Origin of the sequence: Empedobacter sp. R132-2 (assembly GCF_030324375.1) — a bacterium.
GTDB lineage: Bacteria > Bacteroidota > Bacteroidia > Flavobacteriales > Weeksellaceae > Empedobacter > Empedobacter falsenii_B.
Genome location: NZ_JACAGG010000002.1, coordinates 17,002 through 37,798, shown reverse-complemented (window position 1 = coordinate 37,798; position 20,797 = coordinate 17,002). Strand labels below are relative to the sequence as shown.

The following is a 20,797-nucleotide window of genomic DNA, read 5'->3' as shown; positions in this document are numbered from 1 at the left end:
TGAATTTAAATTTTAGTTTTCTCAAAAACATTTACATTTTTCTGATTCATTTTTTCAGAAAGAATTTCACCATCTTTCATGGTAATAATTTTATCAGAGTAAGCCGCATCATGAGCCGAATGTGTCACCATCAAAATTGTAGATCCTTGCGCATGCAAATCGGTCAAAAGCTCCATGACTTCATTTCCATTAATACTATCCAAATTTCCTGTTGGTTCATCAGCCAAAATTATTTTAGGATTAATCACTAAAGCTCTTGCTACTGCAACACGTTGTTGCTGACCACCAGAAAGTTGCTGTGGATAATGTTGCAAACGATGGACAATGTTTAATTTTTCGGCAATTTCTTGCACTCGTTTTTTTCGTTCCGAGTTCGAAACTTTAGAATAAATCAAAGGTAATTCGATATTATCATAAACTGATAATTCATCAATTAAGTTGAAATTTTGGAAGATAAATCCTATGTTTTCTTTTCTAACTTGAGAGCGTTTCGATTCGTTTGCATTAGACATTTCAAGGTTATTCAAGGTATAACTTCCTCCATTGAAAGAATCCAATAATCCAATAATATTCAATAAAGTTGATTTTCCACAACCTGAAGGGCCCATAATGGAAATAAATTCTCCAGAATTGATTATTAAATTAATCTCATTCAACGCTTTTGTTTGAATATCTTCTGTGATAAATATTTTTGATAAGTTTTCTATTTTAATCATGATGTTATTTTTTTAATTTATTTTTTGTCATTCCGAACATAGCTTTTAGCGAAATGAGGAATCTGTATTTTATAGATTTCTCGATAAGCTCGAAATGACAGCTAAAATTGTGTGTTATTATTTTTTTATCGTTAATTCTTGTACTTCTTTATAATCTTCGTAATTCGAAATAATTACTTTTTCATTTACTTTTAATCCTGAGGATATCTCATAAACACTCGGATTTTCTCTTCCTAATTCAATTTTTCTTCGTGTTGCTTTATCATTATTAACAACAAAAATCCACTTCCCTTGTGTGGTTGTATAAAAGGAACCTTTCTGAATCACTAATTTCTTCTCTTTCTCGGATAAAATCGATTTTACTCCTACGGATAAACCTTCTTGTAAATTTTCAGGAATTTTATCAATAAATTCTAATTCTGTTTTAAATTTTCCATTTTTTATTTCTGGAGAAATCTTAGTCACTTTCACTTTTATGATTTTTCCTTTAATTTCGATTTGTCCATATTGATTTTCTTGAATTCTATCCAAATAATATTCATCTACCATTGCAACTAATTTATAACCGCTTAGAATATCCACTTTTCCTATGCTTTTTCCTGCTTCTATTGATTGTCCTAATGTCGCTTCAAAAGAACTTAAACGACCAGTTTCAGGTGCTAAAACCAAGAAATTTTGTTTGTTTTTCCGAAGCGTTACTAGACTTTTTTGCATGATAGCTAAAGCTTCATTAATTTGCTTTAATTGAATCGAATTTGATTCACGTTCCTTTACCAAACTTTTTTGAATAATTGCTTTTCGTTCTTGCTGATAGCGCATTTTTTCCTTCGTATTCTCCCACTCATTTTTTGCTAACACTTCTCGATCATATAACTTTTGATTTAGTTCATAATCTAATTTTGATTGATTAAAATCGTGTTCAATTCCTACAAAATCCTTTGATAGATCTAATTCTTGATTCCGAATAGATAGTTTTGCAACATTTAATTGATTCATTTGTTCAATAATTGCCGTTTCTTGCGTCAAAAAATTAAGTTCCGTATTCGGATTATATAATCGTGCAATTGGTAATCCTTTTGTCACCTTCTCACCATTTTCTACAAATATTTCTTGAACAGAACCACCTTCTATCACATTGATAAAGATTGAATTAATTGGTTCTATTTGTGCCTGAAAAACAACAAAATCTTCAAAATAATCTTCAGAAACGTCTTTTATCATCAATTCATTTGCACTTACAGTTAAAGTTCGCGGTCGATTCATCAAATAAAAACTCGAACCGCCTAAAATTATGGTCGTTACAGCAATTATTCCGAGGCGTTTATATTTTTTATTTTTTTGATTGATTTTCGTATCCATTATTTATTAAATTTACCAAACAACCGTTTATTTATGGTTATTTTACTAATTATCAATACGTAATAAATATGCCCAAAATTTATAATTTCTTAAAGCATTGAAATCAATTCTTTTAAAAAATTATATAAAAAATAGACTGTCCGAAAACGAACACTTATTTGTTCAGAAACGGACACATGACAAAACTGAATATGAAGAAAACTTTAGCCACTATACTGATTTTAGACGATCAAGAAGAAATATTAATTGCAAGTCGACTACTTTTGAAACGCCAATTCGAAACAATTATCACTTGTTCTGATCCTAAAAAGATTCCTCAAATCTTGGTAGAAAATGAAATTGATGTTGTTTTAATGGACATGAATTTTAGAACAGGTTATGAAGATGGAAAAGAAGGAATTTTTTGGCTGAAAGAAATTCAACATGCGCAACCAAAAACGAGAGTAATTTTAATGACTTCCTATGGAAGTGTAGAAACTGCGGTTGAAGGTTTAAAACTTGGTGCGATTGATTATATTTTAAAACCATGGGATAATGATAAATTAGTTAATCTTATAAAAGAAGCGATAAAACAACTTAGAAAATCGAGGAAAATAAAAGAAGCGAAAGAAAATAAGTTGTTTTACGGAAATTCTCCGAGTATCGAAAAAGTATATAAAATCACCAATAAAATTGCAAAAACCGATGCAACAATCTTGATTTTAGGCGAAAATGGTACAGGAAAATCAGTTTTGGCAAAATCAATTCATGAAAATTCTTCTCGAAATACAGAAAAATTTGTTCATGTTGATTTAGGTTCTTTAAACGAAAATCTATTTGAAAGTGAATTATTTGGATATAAAAAAGGTGCGTTTACCGATGCAAAAGAAGATACAATTGGTCGATTTGAAGCAGCAAATAATGGAACAATTTTTTTAGATGAAATTGGGAATTTACCAAATCATTTACAAGCAAAACTTTTGCAAGTAATTCAGAATAAAGAAATTATTCGTTTAGGAGAAAGTTTACCAAGAAAAATTGATGTTCGGATTATTGTTGCTACGAATGCGAATCTTGAAAATGCAGTAAAAGAAGGTCGTTTTAGGGAAGATTTATATTATCGAATCAATACAATTTCAGTTACAATGCCAAGTCTTAGCGAACGAAAAGAAGATATTAAACCTTTGATTGATTATTTTTTAGAACTTTATGTTGATAAATATGAAGTAGAAAAACCTATTATCCATGAACAAATTTTACATCAATTAGAAAACTACGATTGGAACGGAAACATTCGAGAATTGCAAAACAGAATCGAACGTGCAATTATTTTGGCTGAAGAAAATGAAATTACGATTGAAAATATAGGTTTCACAACATTTATTCCTCAAAAAATAACAGATAATTCAAATAATTTGAACGAAATAGAGCGAAATAAAATTGTAGAACGTTTACATTTTTTTGAAGGAAATATTAGTAAAACAGCCGAAAATTTAGGTGTTTCTCGTGCTGCTTTATATCGAAAATTAGAAAAATATAACATTACGAATTATAAATAATGAAACGCAATTCTCTTATTTTTCAGTTAGTACTCAGAATACTTTTTTTAGCATTTCTTTTGTTTATGTTGGCTTTTATTGGAATCAAAAATTATTGGTTTTCATTTACATTTGTATGTATTATTACAATTGTTTCGATTACGGAAATAATTCATTTTTCTAAAAATTATCTTTCTAAAAATCAGAAAATTATAGATGCTTTATTGTACAATGACTTTAGCTTAAATATTAATCAAAATCAATATAAAAAAGACAATTCTGTATTAAAATTATATCATAAAATTAGAGAAGAACATGTTTTAAATTCGTCTAAAGAAATCATTTATCATCAATTATTGAATGCAGTTCCGTTTGGCTTTTTGATTCTTAAAAAAGAAGAAAATGATCGAAAAATTATATTTATCAATCATCATTTTCAAAAGATATTTAGCGTTCCAAAATCAAGTTCGTGGAATTATCTAAAAAAATTGATTCCACAGTTTTGTGAAACTTTAGAAAATAAAGAATTTGATGATTTTAAAAGTACAATTGACATACAAATTAATGATGAAGAGCGACAAACTTATCTGATTCAGAACACAAAAACGTTGATTGCTCATGATGAATATGCGATTATTTTTATTGATTCGATTCAGCGCGTGATTGATTCCACTGAAAAAGAGGCTTGGATGAATATTATGAAAGTTATTGCGCATGAAATCATCAATTCTTTGACGCCTATTTATTCATTAGCAAATACCACAAAAACTTATTTTGAAGCGAATCATTTAGACAAAAATGATTATGATGATATTCGTTTGAGTTTGGATACAATTATGAATAGAAGTCAGCATTTACAGACGTTTGTAGAGCAATATCGTAAATTGACCATGTTACCAAACCCTGTTAAATCGTTACAAAATTTGTATGAAATTGTCCAAGGAATTGAACAATCTTTTTCGGCTGAATTTCATCAAAAAAATATTGTTTTTCAGAATTTAATTCCACAAAATATTGAAGTTGAAATTGATCGTATCTTATTTGAACAAGTTTTGATTAACTTAATCAAAAATGCGATTTATTCATTAGAAAATGTAGAAACTAAATCTATTGAAATTTCATCGAAACAAACTGATAATCGATTGCAAATTATTATTCAAGATTCTGGACAATTGATTGATGAAGAAATCATTTCCAAAATATTTTTACCTTTTTATACAACTCGAAAAGATGGTGCAGGAATTGGCTTAACACTTTCCAAAAACATTATAGAAGCGCACAAAGGTTATTTGTATTATCAACAAAATGATGGCGTGAAACGTTTTAATATCATCTTAAAGTAATTAGTAAAAAGTGTAACTTTAACCTCTAATTATATAATACTTTCTCGCCAAAATCTTTGGAAATTTGTCCCATAAAATTACTGTTATGAATGCACTAACACTTACTATACCGATTATCAATTTGAATTCAGAAAAAGATGTTGAACTCATCAATAAATTACTTTCTGAAATAGAAAATCTTGATGAATATGCTGTGAATTTAGATGCTAAAACGATTAACGTTTCGGCAAAGAAATTATGGAAAGTTTCCCCTAAAATCTACGAAACTTTAAAGCAAAATAACTTCAAAATAGATTCTGTCGAAAAATCGTATCCCGTTCTCAATATGACGTGTGCTTCGTGTGCGAGTAGTTCTCAAGCGAATCTTAATCGTCAGTTAGGTGTTGTAAATGCGGAAGTGAATTACGGAAATGGAATGGGAAAAATAGAGTACATTCCTACTCTAGTTTCTCCAGAAAATTTGAAAAATGCTTTAGTAGAAGTTGGCTATGATTTGGTGATTGATGAGTCTAAAAATCAAGATGAAGAAATAGAACAACTTCACGAAGAAAAATACAAAACGCTGAAAAATAAAGTGATTTGGGCTTTAATTTTTGGAGTTCCTTTATTTATTATTGGAATGTTTTTTATGGATATGCCTTACGGAAATTACATTATGTGGGCACTTTCTACGCCAATTCTTTTCATTTTTGGGCAACAATTTTTCGTCGGTGCTTGGAAACAATTGAAAAATAAATCGGCTAATATGGATACTTTGGTTACTTTGAGTACAAGTGTAGCCTATCTTTTTAGCGTTTTCAATACATTATTTCCAGAATATTGGCACAGCAAAGGTTTGCATGCGCATCCTTATTTTGAAGCTGCTGGTTTAATCATCGTTTTTATCTTGATTGGTAAATTGATGGAAGAACGTGCGAAAGGAAATACTTCCGAAGCGATCAAGAAATTAATCGGATTACAACCTAATACTGTGTTGGTTGTGAAAGATGGAGATCAGGTTGAAGTGAAAATTGAAGATGTACAAATTGGTGATTTGATTATTGCAAAACCTGGAGATAAAATTGCGGTTGATGGAATTATTGTTTCGGGAGAATCTTTTATCGATGAAAGTTCATTGACAGGAGAACCAATTCCAGTTGAAAAAGGAATTGATGCAAATGTTTTTTCAGGGACCTTAAACCAAAACTCTCCTATTCAATATAAAGCCTTGAAAGTAGGGAATGATACACTTTTGGCTCAAATTATTCAATCGGTTAAAAATGCACAAGGAAGTAAAGCGCCAGTTCAACAATTGGTAGACAAAATTGCAGGTGTTTTTGTTCCGATTGTAATTATTATTGCAATTCTAACGTTCATTACTTGGTTAGTTTTAGGTCAAGAAAATGCTTTTACAATGGCCCTTTTATCGATGATTACTGTCCTTGTTATCGCTTGTCCTTGTGCGCTTGGTTTAGCAACACCTACCGCGATTATGGTTGGAATGGGAAAAGGTGCTGAGCAAGGAATTTTGATCAAAAATGCTGAAAGTTTAGAATTAGCGAAGAAAATTGATACAATTATTTTAGATAAAACAGGAACAATTACAGAAGGAAAACCAAAAGTACAAGAATTGATTTGGTTTGATGATTCAGCTAAAAATATGCTTTATACAATCGAAAATAATTCGCAACATCCTTTGGCAAAAGCGATTACAGAACATATTGGAAAACAAGATATTTTACCTGAACTAAAAATTGAAGATATATCTGGAAAAGGATTGAAAGCTAATATTTTAAATGACACTTATTATGTTGGAAAAACAAGTTGGATTACTGAATTAAATATTCAAATTGATGAAAATGTAAAACAAGCTATTCAAGATTTTTCGATTAAAAATTATACTACTTCTTTCTTTGGAAATGATAAAAAAGTTTTGGGATTAATTGGAATTTCTGATGAAATAAAAGCAACTTCTGTTGAAGCTATTAAAGCTTTTCACGAAAAAGGAATTGAAGTTTGGATGGTGACTGGTGACAACGAATTTTCGGCAAATGCAATTGCAAAACAAGTCGGAATTGATCAAGTTGTCGCAAATGCTTTACCAAATGATAAAATGAGTATTATCAAAGATTTGCAGCAAAAAGGAAAAGTTGTTGCAATGGTTGGTGATGGAATTAACGACAGTGCAGCGTTGGCTCAGGCGGATGTTTCGATTGCGATGGGAAATGGTTCTGATATTGCGATTGATGTGGCAGAAGTTACCTTGATTGGCGGAGATTTGACAAAAATCGATCATGCAATTAATTTATCTACGCAAACGGTCAAAACAATTCATCAAAATTTATTTTGGGCATTTATTTACAATGTAATAGGAATTCCAATCGCTGCTGGAGTGCTTTATCCAATTAACGGATTTTTGTTAGATCCTATGATTGCTGGTGCTGCAATGGCTTTGAGTAGTGTAAGTGTTGTAACAAATAGTTTATTGTTAAAGTATAAAAAGATTTAAAAAAGATTTAAAAAAACTTTAAAATATTCATAAAAAAATCGGCTAAATATTTAGTCGATTTTAATCTTCTAATTCTTTGATTTTAACCTTTGAAGAAAAATCAGGATGTTTTGTATTGATTAAATAATTATATTCTTTTGGAATGATTGACGATGGAACTTTGATAACCAAATATTTAAAATCCTGATACCAAGCAGAACCAATCTCTTGTAACTCGGGATAAGCCTCTACAGATTGCCAATTCTTAGGTAATTTAGACTTTTTAATTTCATAAATTTCATCTTCTTCGCAATCAATTTCTATCACTAATAATTTGTACGAGTTATCAATGCTAATAGAACTTCTATGCACCACCAATTTTAAGGTTGAAAGCGCGCGAGAACTTCCTGCATAAATAACAAATTCATCATTTTTATTCCATCTGTTGGCAACTCCAGAAGCTTGTAATGATTTTGAATATCTCGCTTTACGAATATTGTAAACTAACATTGTTAGACGTTTTCTCCGTATTCTATCGCAGTCAAACGATTATCGATAAATTTCAGACCTGAAACTGTATCAAGAAAATCTGCTGGCGATTTTTTATCTAACAAAACATTAGGCGTCGTTAACCATTTCTCGAAATCATCTTTTGTATTGAAAACCTCCAAACCGTGTTTGTATAAAGAAATCAATAAAACAATATGCTCTTTTGTATTATCTTTTAGAGAAACATCTTTCGTTTTATAATTTCTGTATGTACGCGTTGTGATATTTAACCAACTTGAGATTATTTCGTCTTTTAACGTTGATAATTCATCAAGATATTGAATATATTTTTGATCAATATTATAACGATTTACGTAAAAATAAACACTCGTAAAATCTCTTACTTCAGGGATTTCATTTATGATTTGTTCGTATTTTTTTAGTTTAACAGTTGCCATAATTCTAAACTTTTATTAAAGTTACAATTTTTCCACTTAATAAAGGAACTTTTTCTCAAATTTAAATAAATTTAACAAAAAAAGAGGTTGCCTAAGCAACCTCTTCCTATATAATGATTTAAAAATTCTTATTTCAAAGAACCAACCATATCTTCTGGTTTTACCCATTCGTCAAATTCTTCAGCAGTTACATACCCTAATGCGATTGCAGTTTCTTTTAACGTTGAGTTGTTTTTGTGAGCTGTTTGAGCAATTTCAGCAGCTTTGTAGTAACCAATTTTCGTATTAAGTGCTGTAACTAACATTAATGAATTATCAACTAATTCTTTGATACGAGCATAATTTGGCTCAATACCTTGCGCACAATGCTCATCAAAAGACACACAAGCATCTCCTAATAAACGTGCAGATTGTAAGAAGTTTGCAGCCATAACTGGTTTGAAAACATTCAATTCATAATGACCTTGAGTTCCTCCAATTGTAATCGCAACATCGTTACCCATAACTTGAGCTGCAACCATTGTTAACGCCTCACATTGAGTAGGATTTACTTTACCTGGCATGATAGAAGATCCTGGTTCGTTTTCTGGAATGATAATTTCTCCAATACCTGAACGAGGTCCAGAAGCTAACATACGAACGTCATTTGCAATTTTGTTTAATGAAACAGCTAATTGTTTCAAAGCTCCGTGAGTTTCTACGATTGCATCGTGAGCAGCTAATGCTTCGAACTTATTTTCTGCTGTTACAAATGGATGACCTGTAAATTCAGCAATGTATTTAGCAACTAAAACATCGTATCCTTCTGGCGTGTTAAGACCTGTACCTACAGCAGTTCCACCTAAAGCAACTTCAGATAAATGCTCTAGTGTATTTCTTAAAGCTTTTAAACCGTGATTTAATTGCGCTACATATCCAGAAATCTCTTGACCTAATGTTAATGGCGTTGCATCCATTAAGTGTGTACGACCAATTTTTACAACAGATTTAAATTCTTCAGCTTTCTTAGCTAATGTATCACGTAATTGCTCAACACCTGGAATTGTTACTTCAACAACTGCTTTGTAAGCAGCAATGTGCATACCTGTTGGGAAAGTATCATTAGAAGATTGAGATTTGTTAACGTCGTCATTCGCTTTAAGAACTGGTTCACCTTCTCCAATTTTGAATCCAGCTAAAACTTGCGCACGATTAGCAACAACTTCATTCACATTCATATTAGATTGAGTTCCTGAACCTGTTTGCCAAATTACTAAAGGAAATTGATCATCTAATTTTCCTGCTAAAATTTCGTCACATACAGCAGCAATAGCATCACGTTTTTCAACTGGTAAAACACCTAATTCAGCATTTGCATAAGCAGCAGCTTTCTTAAGATAAGCGAAACCTTCTACAATTTCGTGAGGCATAGAAGCCGCAGGACCAATTTTAAAGTTGTTACGAGAACGTTCTGTTTGAGCACCCCAGTATTTATCTGCAGGAACTTTTACTTCCCCCATGGTGTCTTTCTCAATTCTGTATTCCATTTTGGTATTTTTTATTATTTATATATTGTTTACTTATCTCACAAATTTAAGAAATCGTTTGATGAAAGAAAAGTGATTAATGTTAGTATTTCTATAAATTTTATTTACTAAGTTTGTATCACATAAAAATAAAATCATGATTCAATTTTTAGGTTTCTTATTATTCTTAACAATCGCTTTATGCGGATTCTGGGGTATCATCTTTTTTGCAACGATGGCTATTTCTTGGATTCCATTTTGGGTTGCGAATTTAAGAAAAGAAAAAGCTGGAATAGTAACAGCAGAAGATCCTCGTCCGATTTTACCAAATCAAGAAGGAATCACAGTATTATTCAAAAAATAATAAGCTGTAAAAAAAAATTAAAAGGAACTTGACGAAGTTCCTTTTTTTATTTATTCGACTTTCGAATCTTCTTCATAATTTCCTTCCAAATAATTTTTCAAACTAATTCGGATAATTTCTGTCCAACCAGCTTCAAAACTTTCGCGCGAGAAATTTTTATCATCAGGCGGAAAAGTTTCAATTCCTTCATGAATCAACGTTAATTTTGTTTGCGGAACAATTTCATCTGTTAATTCATCCAAAATAAATGTAACAACAGAATTTCCTTCGTAGACAGGATATTTCCATGTATAAGCTAACAATTTAGTCGGCTCTACTTCTACTATTTTACAGTGATGTAAATACGATCCGCCATAAAACTCAAATTCGAATCCAACTTCTGGAACAAACTTCTTAATATCAAAATACCATTTATCAAAAGCAGATTTTGTCGTTAAGGCATTCCACACTTTATCAATTGAAACATCAAAAATTTCTACTATTTCTACAGGCTTTGCACTCATATTCTATTTTTTTATGATTTTGTTTAATTTACTAATTTTTTAATTATTATTTAAATTTAGCCCAAAATTTAATTGTTACATTTGCTATGTGTAAAATTTTTAAAATGAAATTTAATAAAACTTTTTTAAGTGTTTTAGGGTTATTTGCTGGTCTTTCGCTATATGCGCAACAAGAGGTTAGCCGTCCAAAACTAGTAGTTGGTATCGTTGTCGATCAAATGCGATGGGATTATTTATATCGTTACCAAGATAGATATTCTACAGGAGGTTTCAATCGTATGTTAAACGAAGGTTTTAGCAACGAAAATACCTATATTCCTTATATACCTACTTATACAGCTATCGGTCATAGCACTATTTATACAGGTTCTGTGCCTGCTATTCACGGAATTGCTGGGAACGATTTTATCATTCAAGCAACAGGACAAGAAATGTATTGTACGCAAGATGATGCTGTAAATGGGGTTGGAACTTCATCAAAAGCAGGAAAAATGTCTCCAAAAAACTTGTTAACTTCTACAGTTACTGATCAATTAAAATTATCAACAAATTTCCGTTCAAAAGTATATGGAGTTTCGTTAAAAGATCGTGGAGGAATATTACCTGCAGGTCATTTTGCTGATGCTGCTTTTTGGTTTGATGGAGAATCTGGTAACTGGGTTTCGAGTACATTTTATATGAATGAGTTGCCAAAATGGTTACAAAAATTCAACGATAAAAAAGTTCCTGAAAAATATTTAGACAAATGGAACACACTTTATCCGATTGATACTTATGTACAAAGTGAAAAAGATGGAAATCCATATCGCGAAAATTATAAAGGATTAGATAAAATGCAATTTCCTTATGATTTGAAAGCGTTGAAAAAAGAAAATGGTTTAGGTTTGATTCGCTCTACTCCTTTCGGAAATTCGTTAACAAAAGATATCGCGATTGAAATTATTGATAACGAAAAATTAGGTCAAAATGAGAAAGGAATTACAGATTTTTTAGCGGTTAGTTTCTCTTCTACTGATTATGTTGGACATCAATTTTCTCCAAATACAATCGAAGCCGAAGATACTTATTTGCGTTTAGATAAAGACTTGGAACAATTATTTAATCACTTAGACCAAAAAGTTGGAAAAGGGCAATATTTAGTTTTCTTAACTGCAGATCATGGTGGAGCTCATAATCCTAAATATTTCCAAGATAAAAAAGGTAATGCAGGATACTTTCCAACTGGAGAAGTAAAAAAAGCATTAAATGCTAAATTACAAGAGAAATTCAAATCTACTGATATTGTACGCTCATTGACAAATTATCAGGTTCATTTGAATTATCAAACGATCGAACAAAATAAATTAGACGAAGAAGATATCAAAGAAGAAATCGTAAAGTTTATGCAAAAAGTTGATGGTGTTTCTTTCGTAGCTGATATGGATAAAATTGGAGAAGCTTCTATTCCTGCGATTATCAAAGAACGAATGGTTAACGGTTACAATCGTAAACGTAGCGGTGCTATTACTTATATTTTAGAACCACAATGGTACGGCGGAAAACAAAATGCTGGAGGAACAACACACGGAACTTGGGGGGCTTACGATGCTCACATTCCATTTGTTTTGATGGGTTGGGGTATAAAACATGGTAAAAATAATAACCGTGTTTATATGACAGATATCGCACCTACAGTTGCCGCTTTGCTACATATAGAAGAGCCAAACGGAAATATTGGCGAACCAGTTTCTGAAGTAACAAATCCAAAATAATCTTATAAAAGATAATTCTAAAAACGCAACTTAATTAGTTGCGTTTTTTTTTGTTTCTATAATTATTATTTACTCTATTTCAATTGTTTAAATTTTATAATTAAAGAAATTAACGATTAACATCTATAACATTATTTTGATAAATAATAAGCTCATATTATTGATAATGAGAAAAATATAAATAAGAGGGGGTAATGAGGGATTTGTTTTAAGAGGAAAATCAGCATTTTTCGTTGATTTGTAATAGAAGATAATTATACAAAATCATGAGAAATTATAGAACGTTATAATATTCCAAAAACAACATTGTATAAATGGATAATTTTTAATATTCTGCACAATATTAGTAAAAGAGTATAATTTTCTCCAATTAAATTAATAACTTTAATATTCTAAATACATCATAATGAAAAAGACTTTTTTAAGTAAATTAACTTTGACATTATTTTCTACCAACCTATTTTTTTTATTATCTCCACAACTAGATGCTTGCACAAGAGTTGTCTATAAAGGTCCAGAAAATACTGTAATCACAGCTCGTTCTATGGATTGGAAAGATGAAATTGATGCAAATATTTGGGTTTTTCCTAGAGGTATAGATCGATCTGGCAACGTTGGAAATGCTTCGGAAAAATGGACTTCAAAATACGGAAGTGTAATTGCAAGTGCTTGGGACATTGCGACAACAGATGGCATGAACGAAAAAGGACTTGTTGCGAATGTTTTGTGGTTAGTAGAAAGCCAGTATCCTCAATTTAATCCAAAAGGAACAAAGCCAGGTGTTACAATTGCAGCTTGGGCACAATATGTTTTAGATAATTATGCTACAGTAAAAGAAGCTGTAGATGATTTGAGAAAAGAAAAATTTGTAATTGTTTCTGACTACATTCCAGGTACTCAAAAATTTACAACTTTACATCTTTCAATTTCTGATGCAAATGGAGACAATGCAATTTTCGAATATGTAAACGGGAAATTAAAAATACACCATGATCCTTCATATACAGTAATGACAAATTCTCCAGTTTTTGATGAGCAATTAGCAATTAATCAATATTGGAAAGGGATTCCAGGAACAATTATGTTACCAGGAACTAACAGAGCTGCTGATCGTTATGTAAGAGCATCATATTACATTAATGCAATTCCGCAAACCGCTGATACTCGCACTTCTACTGCAAGTGTTTTTAGTGTTATCAGAAATGTATCGGTTCCGTTAGGAATTTCTTCAGAAGCAGAACCTAACATATCGTCTACAAGATGGAGATCAGTTTCTGATCATAAAAATCTTGTTTATTACTTTGAAACTACAAAAACTCCAAATACATTTTGGGTTGATTTAAAGAAAATTGATTTTGGTAAAAATGCAAAAACAAAACGATTAAGCGTAAGTAAAAATGAAACGTATGCTGGCGAAACTTCACAACTTTTTAGTGATACAAAACCATTTACATTTGTTGGAATTTAGATCGAAAAATTAATCAATATTTTTCTTGCAAATAGTTCTAAATCAACATTCAATATGATTGCCAATAACAAACATTTTATATCTGCCTTTTTATTATTAGGATCTATTGTTTATGCTCAAAAATCAAATGATACAATTGATATTTCGATAAGACCTTACACTAGTTTGAGAGGTCATCTTGCTGTGCATGATAAAGTAATGGAGCTACAAGAAAATGCCTCTCGTGCTGGAATTGAAATTAATCTAAAAAAAGGAAATATTGCATTTGTAGCTGGTATTGAACTCCAAATAAATATGTTCAAAGGTAACTCGTCGTTTAATGTTGATGGAAATTTAGATAGTGATCTTTTGACAATTGTTTCAGAACAAAAACAACAAGTTTTTGGTAATCGCTTGGGTTACTTAGGTATTGATTTGTCTAAATATGGTAAAATAACATTTGGTAAACAATGGAGTGTTTACCGTGATGTTACAGCTTATACAGATCGTTTTAATGTATTTGGAGGACGCGCTTCTGCAACTTTTACAGGTGGAACAGATGGTGGTTTGCTAGGAACAGGACGAGCAGATCAATCAATAATTTATAGAAATAAAATTAAAGCTTTTCAATTTGGTGCTCAAATCCAAACAAAAGGTGGAAATGATGATAAGATTATTGATGGTTTTGGTTTTTCAGCTCAATTAGAATTAAATCAAAATATTAGTATTGGAGCTGCATTTAACCGTGCTTTTATAGCTCAAAACTTAATTGATGATAATCATATCTTAGGTTTATCAGGACATCCAACTTTTTATTCAATTGGTTTAAAATATACGAGTAAACAATTTGATGTTAGTCTACTTGGAATTTTACAGCAAAATGGTGATTTTATACCTATTTCATATCAATCTGAAAATACAATTAATCCTTCATATGTTTTTGATGCAAAAGGTTTTGAGACAGCGTTGAAATATAAACTAAATAAATTTTCAATTTTAGGAGGTTATAATTTATATGTTCCTGAAACAAAGAAATCTGTAGAAAATATAATCATTGATAAAAATTTCAGACGAAGTGATTTCATTACAGGATTAGAATATTATCCGATGAAATATGTACAATTATATACAGAACAGCGTATCTCTTTTGGTAAAAATTATATTGGTAAAAAAGAACAAAGTGTTTTTACATTGGGAATGAAACTAGATTTATCTAGACAATTTAATAAGAAACTTAACCTATAATAAAACCACAACTAACTTAACTTTTCTCTCTATCATTTGAAATAATTAATAAAACGAAACTTAAAAAATTATGTTTAACTTTTTTCAAAAAAGCACATTTTTAATTCTATTAGCATCAAGTACGCAAACTTTTGCTCAAGACTCAATTCAGCCAGATGATTCTTGGCATTTCAAAGTAGAGCCAAATATGATGTTGCCTCATATGAAAGGAAAAGCGAGTGTTTCTCGACTTCCGAATGTACATGTAAGTCAATCCCCTTCAGACTTTTTTGAGCATTTGAAATTTGCTGGAATGTTAATTTTTGAAGCCGAAAACAAAGATTGGGTGATTACATCTGATATTATTTATGCTTCTTTAGCTGCAAATGTTAAAAAAGACCCTTTAGTTTTGGATGGTAAATTAACAGCAAAACAATTCTCTTTTGAAGCAGGTTTATTGAGAAAAATTACACCTTGGCTAGAAGCTGGTATTAGTATGAACCTTGTAAATATTAAATCTGGATTTGATGTAAATCTAATCAATCCAGTTTCTTTAAAACCAATGCATTTAGATCGTAGTATTTCTAAAACTTGGGTAGATCCAATGTTAGTTGCAAGAACAAGAAGTTTACCAAACAAAAAGTTTTTGTATAATGTTTCTGGAGAAATTGGAGGATTTGGAATCGGCTCAAAATTAGCATGGCAATTAGAAGGATTGGCTGGTTATCAATTCTCTGATTTATTTTACGCAATGGCGGGCTATCAAATCATAAGTATGGACTACGAGAAAGGAAGTAACAATTCCAACTTTGTTTATGATATGGATATGTTTGGACCAATGATAAAAATTGGCTTTAACTTAAAATAATAACCTTAAAATAAATATATTATGAAAAAATTATTTGTATTATGTGCTTTTACAAGCATATTATTCACAGCTTGCGAAAAAAAGACTGAAAGTACTCCTGCCACTGAAAATAAATCATCACAAAAAATCGATGACTCCACTTCTCAATCTGCTTTAGATTGGGACGGAACTTATGAGGGCGTGATCCCTTGTGCTGATTGTGAAGGAATTAAAACAGAATTAACTTTAAATCAAGATAATACATATACCTTAACAGAGGAATATATCGACAAAAACCTAAAGGTTGAAAATCAAGGTAATATTACGTGGACTGATGATGGTAATTCAATTTCATTAAAAACAAAAGACGATGAATATAAACGTTATAAGGTTGGAGAGAATATTTTATTCCAATTAGATTTAGAAGGAAATGAAATTACTGGAGCTTTAGCACAAAATTATCAGTTAAAGAAAAAATAAATAAGATAGATAAGAAAACGTAACCAAAAATGGTTGCGTTTTTTTACTTTTATAAAAAATAAAACAGAAATGACTTTCAATTCACCAATCATATCAACACAAGAATTACATGATAATCTATATCTTAAAAATTTAATTATTTTAGATTGTACGATTGATAAAGTTGGACAATCAATAAAAGATCAAGAATTAAAATTAATTCCGAATTCTCTTTTCTTTGATTTGGAAGGAAAATTTTCTGATCATTCTTCGCAATTTCCTCATACATTTGTTGATGAAGAAACTTTTACAAAAGAAGCTCAAAATTTGGGCATTAATCAAGATTCTATCATCGTTTGTTATGATCGTTGGGGAGTTTATTCGAGTCCGAGAGTTTGGTGGATGTTCAAAGTAATGGGACACAATGAAATATATGTTTTAGATGGCGGATTACATGTTTGGATGGATAATAATTTTGTCACAACTTCTACTTATTTTCTACCTACTATAAAAGGTGACTTTATTGCTGACTTTCAATCGAATTGGTTTGCTGATACACAAGTTATGTTAAATGCAATAAATGATGATTCAAAAATGATTATAGATGCTCGATCAGAAGGGCGTTTCAAGGGGACTTCTCCTGAGCCAAGACAAGGTTTACGAAGCGGACATATTCCAGCTTCTAAGAATTTATTTTTTGAAAATGTTTTGGCTGATACATCATATAAATCAAAAGAAAAACTGAAAGCAATTTTCGAAAAATTGACAGATTCATCCAAAGAAAATATTTTTTCGTGCGGTTCTGGTGTTACAGCTTCCATCCTAGCCTTGGCTTCGACAATTGCAGGTTTTGATAAGGTAAAAGTTTATGATGGTTCTTGGTCTGAATGGGGCGCTGACGAAAATTTACCGATTGAAAGATAGTTTAAAACTATTTTGCATGATTTACAAATCCGAGTAAAAAACTCGGATTTGTAAATTTTAAGCTAAATGTTTTTATTTTTTGGTAAGAAAACTTCCGCCATCATACAGCGAGCGCTTCCTCCTCCTAATTTTTCAATCAAATCTATCTTAACAGGTAATATTGGATTATAAGCCTCAATTTTAGAAATTTGTTCTTGATTAAGCGAATTATAAGCCGTTTGTGACATCACCAAATATGATTGTCCTAAACCTCCAACTTGCAACATATTGCCAGCAAATTGATGCACTTGTGCTTCTGTAATTGCAATTATTTCTTTTCCAGCTTCTAATAAATACTCACAAACTGTTTTCTTTTCTTTTTTATCATCGATAGAATCCAAACAAATAATCGCATACTTATCTGCAATACACATCATTACATTTGTATGATAAATTGGTTTGCGTTCTCCATTTACAGTTTGATTCGCATGAAAAATAACTGGCGTATATTCTAATTCCTCACAAAATTCAATCAATAAATCTTCATCAGTTCGTTGAGAAATACATGCATAAGCCAATTCATGCTCGCGATCAAGAATAATACTTCCTGTTCCTTCCAGGAAAATTTCGTCTTCTTCTGCCGATGTAAAATCAATCACATCATCAATATGAAAACCTTTTTCTTCCAACAAACTCAATACATCTTCTTCACGACGCTCTTGTCTCCTATTTTTTGCAAACATAGGATATAACACAACATTTCCGTTATCATGAAAAGAAATCCAATTGTTTGGGAAGATTGAATCTGGCGTATGCGGTGAAGCAGTATCTTTGATCGTGATAACATTTACACCTTTTGAACGCAAAGCAGAAACCATTCCTTGAAATTCTTCTAACGCTTCTTTCTGAATATCTTCTTGAGAATCTGTTGTTTCTGTTTGGAAATAATTGTTAACAGCCGTTTCTGGATTGTAATAAAAAGCTGTTGGCTCAACCATCAAAATAGTTGACGTATATTGTTTTTGTTTCATGTTATTTTCTGATTAATGGCATTGTAGAACATCTTAGTAAACCTCCCATTTTAGAAACTTCGCGGTAATTAATTCGTTCCACTTTTATGTTCCATACATTTTCTAAATGATCATTTAAACGTATAAAATTTTTCTCAGAAACAACAACTTCAGGAGAAATTGAAAACACATTTGGATTCATCCAATACATTTCTTCTTTTGTTACTTCGAATAAATATTCTTTTCCAAAAATATCGACAATTTGCTGATATTCATTCTCAAATAAAAAGCCATCTTTGTAAATAATTGCTTTGTCTTTCCCAACAGGATTGAAAGTGCAATCTAAATGTAAAATTCCTTCATATGGATTTTCATCATTCTTTTTCAATTCAAAATCCAATACTTTTTTATTCGGAAATTTAGCTTTGATATACTTTACAAACTCAACATTTGTACGTCCTGTTTTATAATTTTTGAAATCTGCTTGTTTGTACGTTCCAACAAAAATATAATCGTTATACAAAATCACATCGCCACCTTCTACATAAACTTCTTCTGGTAATGCATTGATTTTATTTCCTTTGAATTGACGTTTTATTTCGCGATACGCTTGCAATTCTTCTAAACGATCTGGAATAATATTCGAGATAAAGAATTCATCATCAATAACAAAACCGACATCTCGAGAGAAAACTTGATTGCAATCTTCGATCAATGTTGGACGTAAAACTTCAACATTATATTTCTTCAAAACTTGTTCAAATTCTGACATTTCCGCAATCAAATCTTCTTCTTTTGGATAATCATAATTCTTTACGGTTTCATAAGATTTGGCATCGAACGTCTGATCAAGTGTTGGATTAGCTCCGTTAGATTCTGCTCGACCCAAGACTACAGTTTGCAGTTGAGCCGTTTCATTCTGTACATTTAATCGCATAATTTATTGTAGTTTTTAATTTTATGTTCCAAAAAAAATCCCGCAATAGCGAGATTTAATTTTGTATAAATATACATTTTATTTTTGAATTCCTAAAGCTTTCAAACCATTTACTGTTGCAATATTTGAAAGTTGTTCCACATCATAAAAGTGACAAGACTCTAGCATTACTCTCAATTCTGTAAGTAAATGACCATCAGAAAAAGGTTTATAAATATCATTAATATTATCTGTTCCGAAGGCAACGTTAATTCCTCTTGGAATCATTTCATCAACTGGCGTTACCGAGTTGTGCGAAGGCGCCAAACGCTCTGTACGATTGTGATCTATCCAAGCAGTTGGACAAGAAACAATGTGCATATCTGCTTTTTTAATTAAATCATATAATTCGTAACGATATTTTCTTGGATGAGCCGCTACAGAAATTGAGTGAACCGCAGAAACTTTTCCTTGCATTCCGTGTTCAATCGTTTTCAAAGCTAATTGTTCCGTTTCTTTTTCTTCGTCTGTGTTAAATTGATCAACATGAACGTGAACCAATTTATTTTTTGCTTTTGCAGTTGATAATAAAATATCTAAATGCTCATCTTCTCGACCGAAATCTTTTGCAGGTAAACCTCCGATAATATCCACAAAATCAGAAGACATATCAAACCATTCGCGCGCTTTTGGATCGATAACTCCTTTCAGTACTTGATTTGCAAAACGCATTTCGATGTCTTTTCCGTAATTATCTTTTAAGCGTTGAGCAGCTTGTATACTACGATCTTCAATCACTTCATCCGCATCAATAAAAGAACCAATTGCTTGACAACCTTGCTCTAACATGAAATTAATCGCTTTTTCCATTCGGAAATAAATATCATCAACAGATGAATTACGTTTCATATCATCAACTAAATGCCATTTTTCTTTTAAGTAAGAATTTGATAATGCGAAAGTGTCCGAAGTCAATGAATAAGCTCTATCTAAGTGTGAATGCGTATTAACCCAACCTCCTTTTTCGTTGATTTTTTCAAGTACTTCTTCAATTGGATTATAGTTCTGTTTGTTCATCGTGAGTTTGTTTGTTTTCGGGATGTAAAATTAACAAGATTATTCAATAGAAATGAAGCGATATTATCAAAAAGATTTCTGTAACTTTGTGCCTTTGTTAGTAACATGAGCAAGCAAAAAAAATCCAACAATAGTTGGACTTTTTTGTTTGTTTATTTTTTTTAAGAAAAAGTTCTATTTTACCATCTGGATATTTTGAATTAGGCTTTGTAAATTTTAAATCATCTACTAAATCCATATTTACTGCAATAAAACTTGCATAATCAACATCTTTTCCGTCAATTGAATAACCTATTTTTAAATCTTTTTTTGGTTAAGAAATGATTAATTTAGAATTTTTAATTCCAGGAATTGTATCATTCAAAGTTTTAGATTGTGCAAAACTCAACAATGGAAGAAATAAAAAAGCTAATAGTAATTTTTTCATATCATTAATATTTGT

At 30.8% G+C, this 20,797-nt stretch carries 19 protein-coding genes; 10 read left to right on the top strand and 9 right to left on the bottom strand.

Annotation, left to right across the window (positions count from 1 at the left end):
• Nucleotides 1-5 precede the first annotated feature (5 nt).
• Complete coding sequence (locus HXZ69_RS01860; RefSeq protein WP_286494823.1) at nt 6-716, bottom strand: ABC transporter ATP-binding protein; 711 nt, start codon at nt 714-716, stop codon at nt 6-8.
• 117 nt (nt 717-833) lie between these two features.
• On the bottom strand, nt 834-2,075 hold the full coding sequence (locus HXZ69_RS01855; RefSeq protein ID WP_286494822.1) for an efflux RND transporter periplasmic adaptor subunit: 1,242 nt from the start codon (nt 2,073-2,075) through the stop codon (nt 834-836).
• Nucleotides 2,076-2,266: 191 nt separating this feature from the next.
• On the opposite strand from HXZ69_RS01855, the gene HXZ69_RS01850 reads away from it, so the two are divergent.
• The 3 genes from HXZ69_RS01850 to HXZ69_RS01840 all read left to right on the top strand — a co-directional run bounded on the left by HXZ69_RS01850 (nt 2,267) and on the right by HXZ69_RS01840 (nt 7,423).
• A complete protein-coding gene (locus HXZ69_RS01850; RefSeq protein ID WP_286494930.1) occupies nt 2,267-3,613 on the top strand; it encodes a sigma-54-dependent transcriptional regulator in 1,347 nt (448 codons plus the stop codon).
• Nucleotides 3,614-3,678: 65 nt separating this feature from the next.
• A complete protein-coding gene (locus HXZ69_RS01845; protein ID WP_286494821.1) occupies nt 3,679-4,935 on the top strand; it encodes a sensor histidine kinase in 1,257 nt (418 codons plus the stop codon).
• An 85-nt stretch (nt 4,936-5,020) separates the two neighbouring features.
• Complete coding sequence (locus tag HXZ69_RS01840) at nt 5,021-7,423, top strand: heavy metal translocating P-type ATPase (protein ID WP_286494820.1); 2,403 nt, start codon at nt 5,021-5,023, stop codon at nt 7,421-7,423.
• A gap of 60 nt (nt 7,424-7,483) precedes the next feature.
• Here HXZ69_RS01840 and HXZ69_RS01835 read toward each other — a convergent pair whose 3' ends face one another.
• From HXZ69_RS01835 to fumC, 3 genes are all read right to left on the bottom strand, one after another.
• Nucleotides 7,484-7,912, bottom strand: a complete 429-nt coding sequence (locus tag HXZ69_RS01835) for an RES family NAD+ phosphorylase (RefSeq protein ID WP_286494819.1) — start codon at nt 7,910-7,912, stop codon at nt 7,484-7,486.
• Between the two features lie 2 nt (nt 7,913-7,914).
• Nucleotides 7,915-8,349 (bottom strand): Xre family toxin-antitoxin system antitoxin, encoded by a 435-nt coding sequence (locus HXZ69_RS01830; RefSeq protein ID WP_038334185.1) that lies wholly within the window; start codon nt 8,347-8,349, stop codon nt 7,915-7,917.
• 128 nt (nt 8,350-8,477) lie between these two features.
• On the bottom strand, nt 8,478-9,875 hold the full coding sequence (fumC, locus tag HXZ69_RS01825; RefSeq protein ID WP_180904387.1) for a class II fumarate hydratase: 1,398 nt from the start codon (nt 9,873-9,875) through the stop codon (nt 8,478-8,480).
• A 136-nt stretch (nt 9,876-10,011) separates the two neighbouring features.
• Here fumC and HXZ69_RS01820 point away from each other — a divergent pair, with 136 nt between their 5' ends.
• Nucleotides 10,012-10,218, top strand: coding sequence for a hypothetical protein (locus tag HXZ69_RS01820; RefSeq protein WP_038334195.1), 207 nt, complete (start codon nt 10,012-10,014; stop codon nt 10,216-10,218).
• Between the two features lie 50 nt (nt 10,219-10,268).
• On the opposite strand, the gene HXZ69_RS01815 is transcribed toward HXZ69_RS01820, so the two are convergent.
• Complete coding sequence (locus tag HXZ69_RS01815; RefSeq protein ID WP_115000556.1) at nt 10,269-10,721, bottom strand: SRPBCC family protein; 453 nt, start codon at nt 10,719-10,721, stop codon at nt 10,269-10,271.
• Nucleotides 10,722-10,825: 104 nt separating this feature from the next.
• On the opposite strand from HXZ69_RS01815, the gene pafA reads away from it, so the two are divergent.
• The 6 genes from pafA to HXZ69_RS01785 all read left to right on the top strand — a co-directional run bounded on the left by pafA (nt 10,826) and on the right by HXZ69_RS01785 (nt 17,373).
• Nucleotides 10,826-12,472, top strand: coding sequence for an alkaline phosphatase PafA (gene pafA, locus HXZ69_RS01810; RefSeq protein ID WP_286494818.1), 1,647 nt, complete (start codon nt 10,826-10,828; stop codon nt 12,470-12,472).
• Between the two features lie 406 nt (nt 12,473-12,878).
• The gene (locus tag HXZ69_RS01805; protein WP_286494817.1) at nt 12,879-13,940 is read left to right on the top strand and encodes a linear amide C-N hydrolase; all 1,062 of its coding nucleotides are present in this window, start codon (nt 12,879-12,881) and stop codon (nt 13,938-13,940) included.
• 54 nt (nt 13,941-13,994) lie between these two features.
• The gene (locus tag HXZ69_RS01800) at nt 13,995-15,164 is read left to right on the top strand and encodes a porin (protein WP_286494816.1); all 1,170 of its coding nucleotides are present in this window, start codon (nt 13,995-13,997) and stop codon (nt 15,162-15,164) included.
• Nucleotides 15,165-15,234: 70 nt separating this feature from the next.
• Complete coding sequence (locus HXZ69_RS01795) at nt 15,235-16,011, top strand: hypothetical protein (RefSeq protein WP_286494815.1); 777 nt, start codon at nt 15,235-15,237, stop codon at nt 16,009-16,011.
• Between the two features lie 21 nt (nt 16,012-16,032).
• Nucleotides 16,033-16,470 (top strand): copper resistance protein NlpE, encoded by a 438-nt coding sequence (locus HXZ69_RS01790; protein WP_286494814.1) that lies wholly within the window; start codon nt 16,033-16,035, stop codon nt 16,468-16,470.
• Nucleotides 16,471-16,539: 69 nt separating this feature from the next.
• Nucleotides 16,540-17,373: a sulfurtransferase gene (locus HXZ69_RS01785; RefSeq protein ID WP_286494813.1), complete on the top strand. Its 834-nt coding sequence runs from the start codon at nt 16,540-16,542 to the stop codon at nt 17,371-17,373.
• 62 nt (nt 17,374-17,435) lie between these two features.
• Here HXZ69_RS01785 and ctlX read toward each other — a convergent pair whose 3' ends face one another.
• The 3 genes from ctlX to HXZ69_RS01770 form a co-directional block, all read right to left on the bottom strand.
• Nucleotides 17,436-18,383: a citrulline utilization hydrolase CtlX gene (gene ctlX, locus HXZ69_RS01780; RefSeq protein ID WP_286494812.1), complete on the bottom strand. Its 948-nt coding sequence runs from the start codon at nt 18,381-18,383 to the stop codon at nt 17,436-17,438.
• Nucleotide 18,384: 1 nt separating this feature from the next.
• Nucleotides 18,385-19,299, bottom strand: coding sequence for a dimethylarginine dimethylaminohydrolase family protein (locus HXZ69_RS01775; RefSeq protein ID WP_286494811.1), 915 nt, complete (start codon nt 19,297-19,299; stop codon nt 18,385-18,387).
• A gap of 78 nt (nt 19,300-19,377) precedes the next feature.
• Nucleotides 19,378-20,355 carry an amidohydrolase family protein gene (locus HXZ69_RS01770; RefSeq protein WP_125349365.1) on the bottom strand — a complete coding sequence of 326 codons (978 nt, stop codon included), beginning with the start codon at nt 20,353-20,355 and terminating at the stop codon, nt 19,378-19,380.
• Nucleotides 20,356-20,797 lie beyond the last annotated feature (442 nt).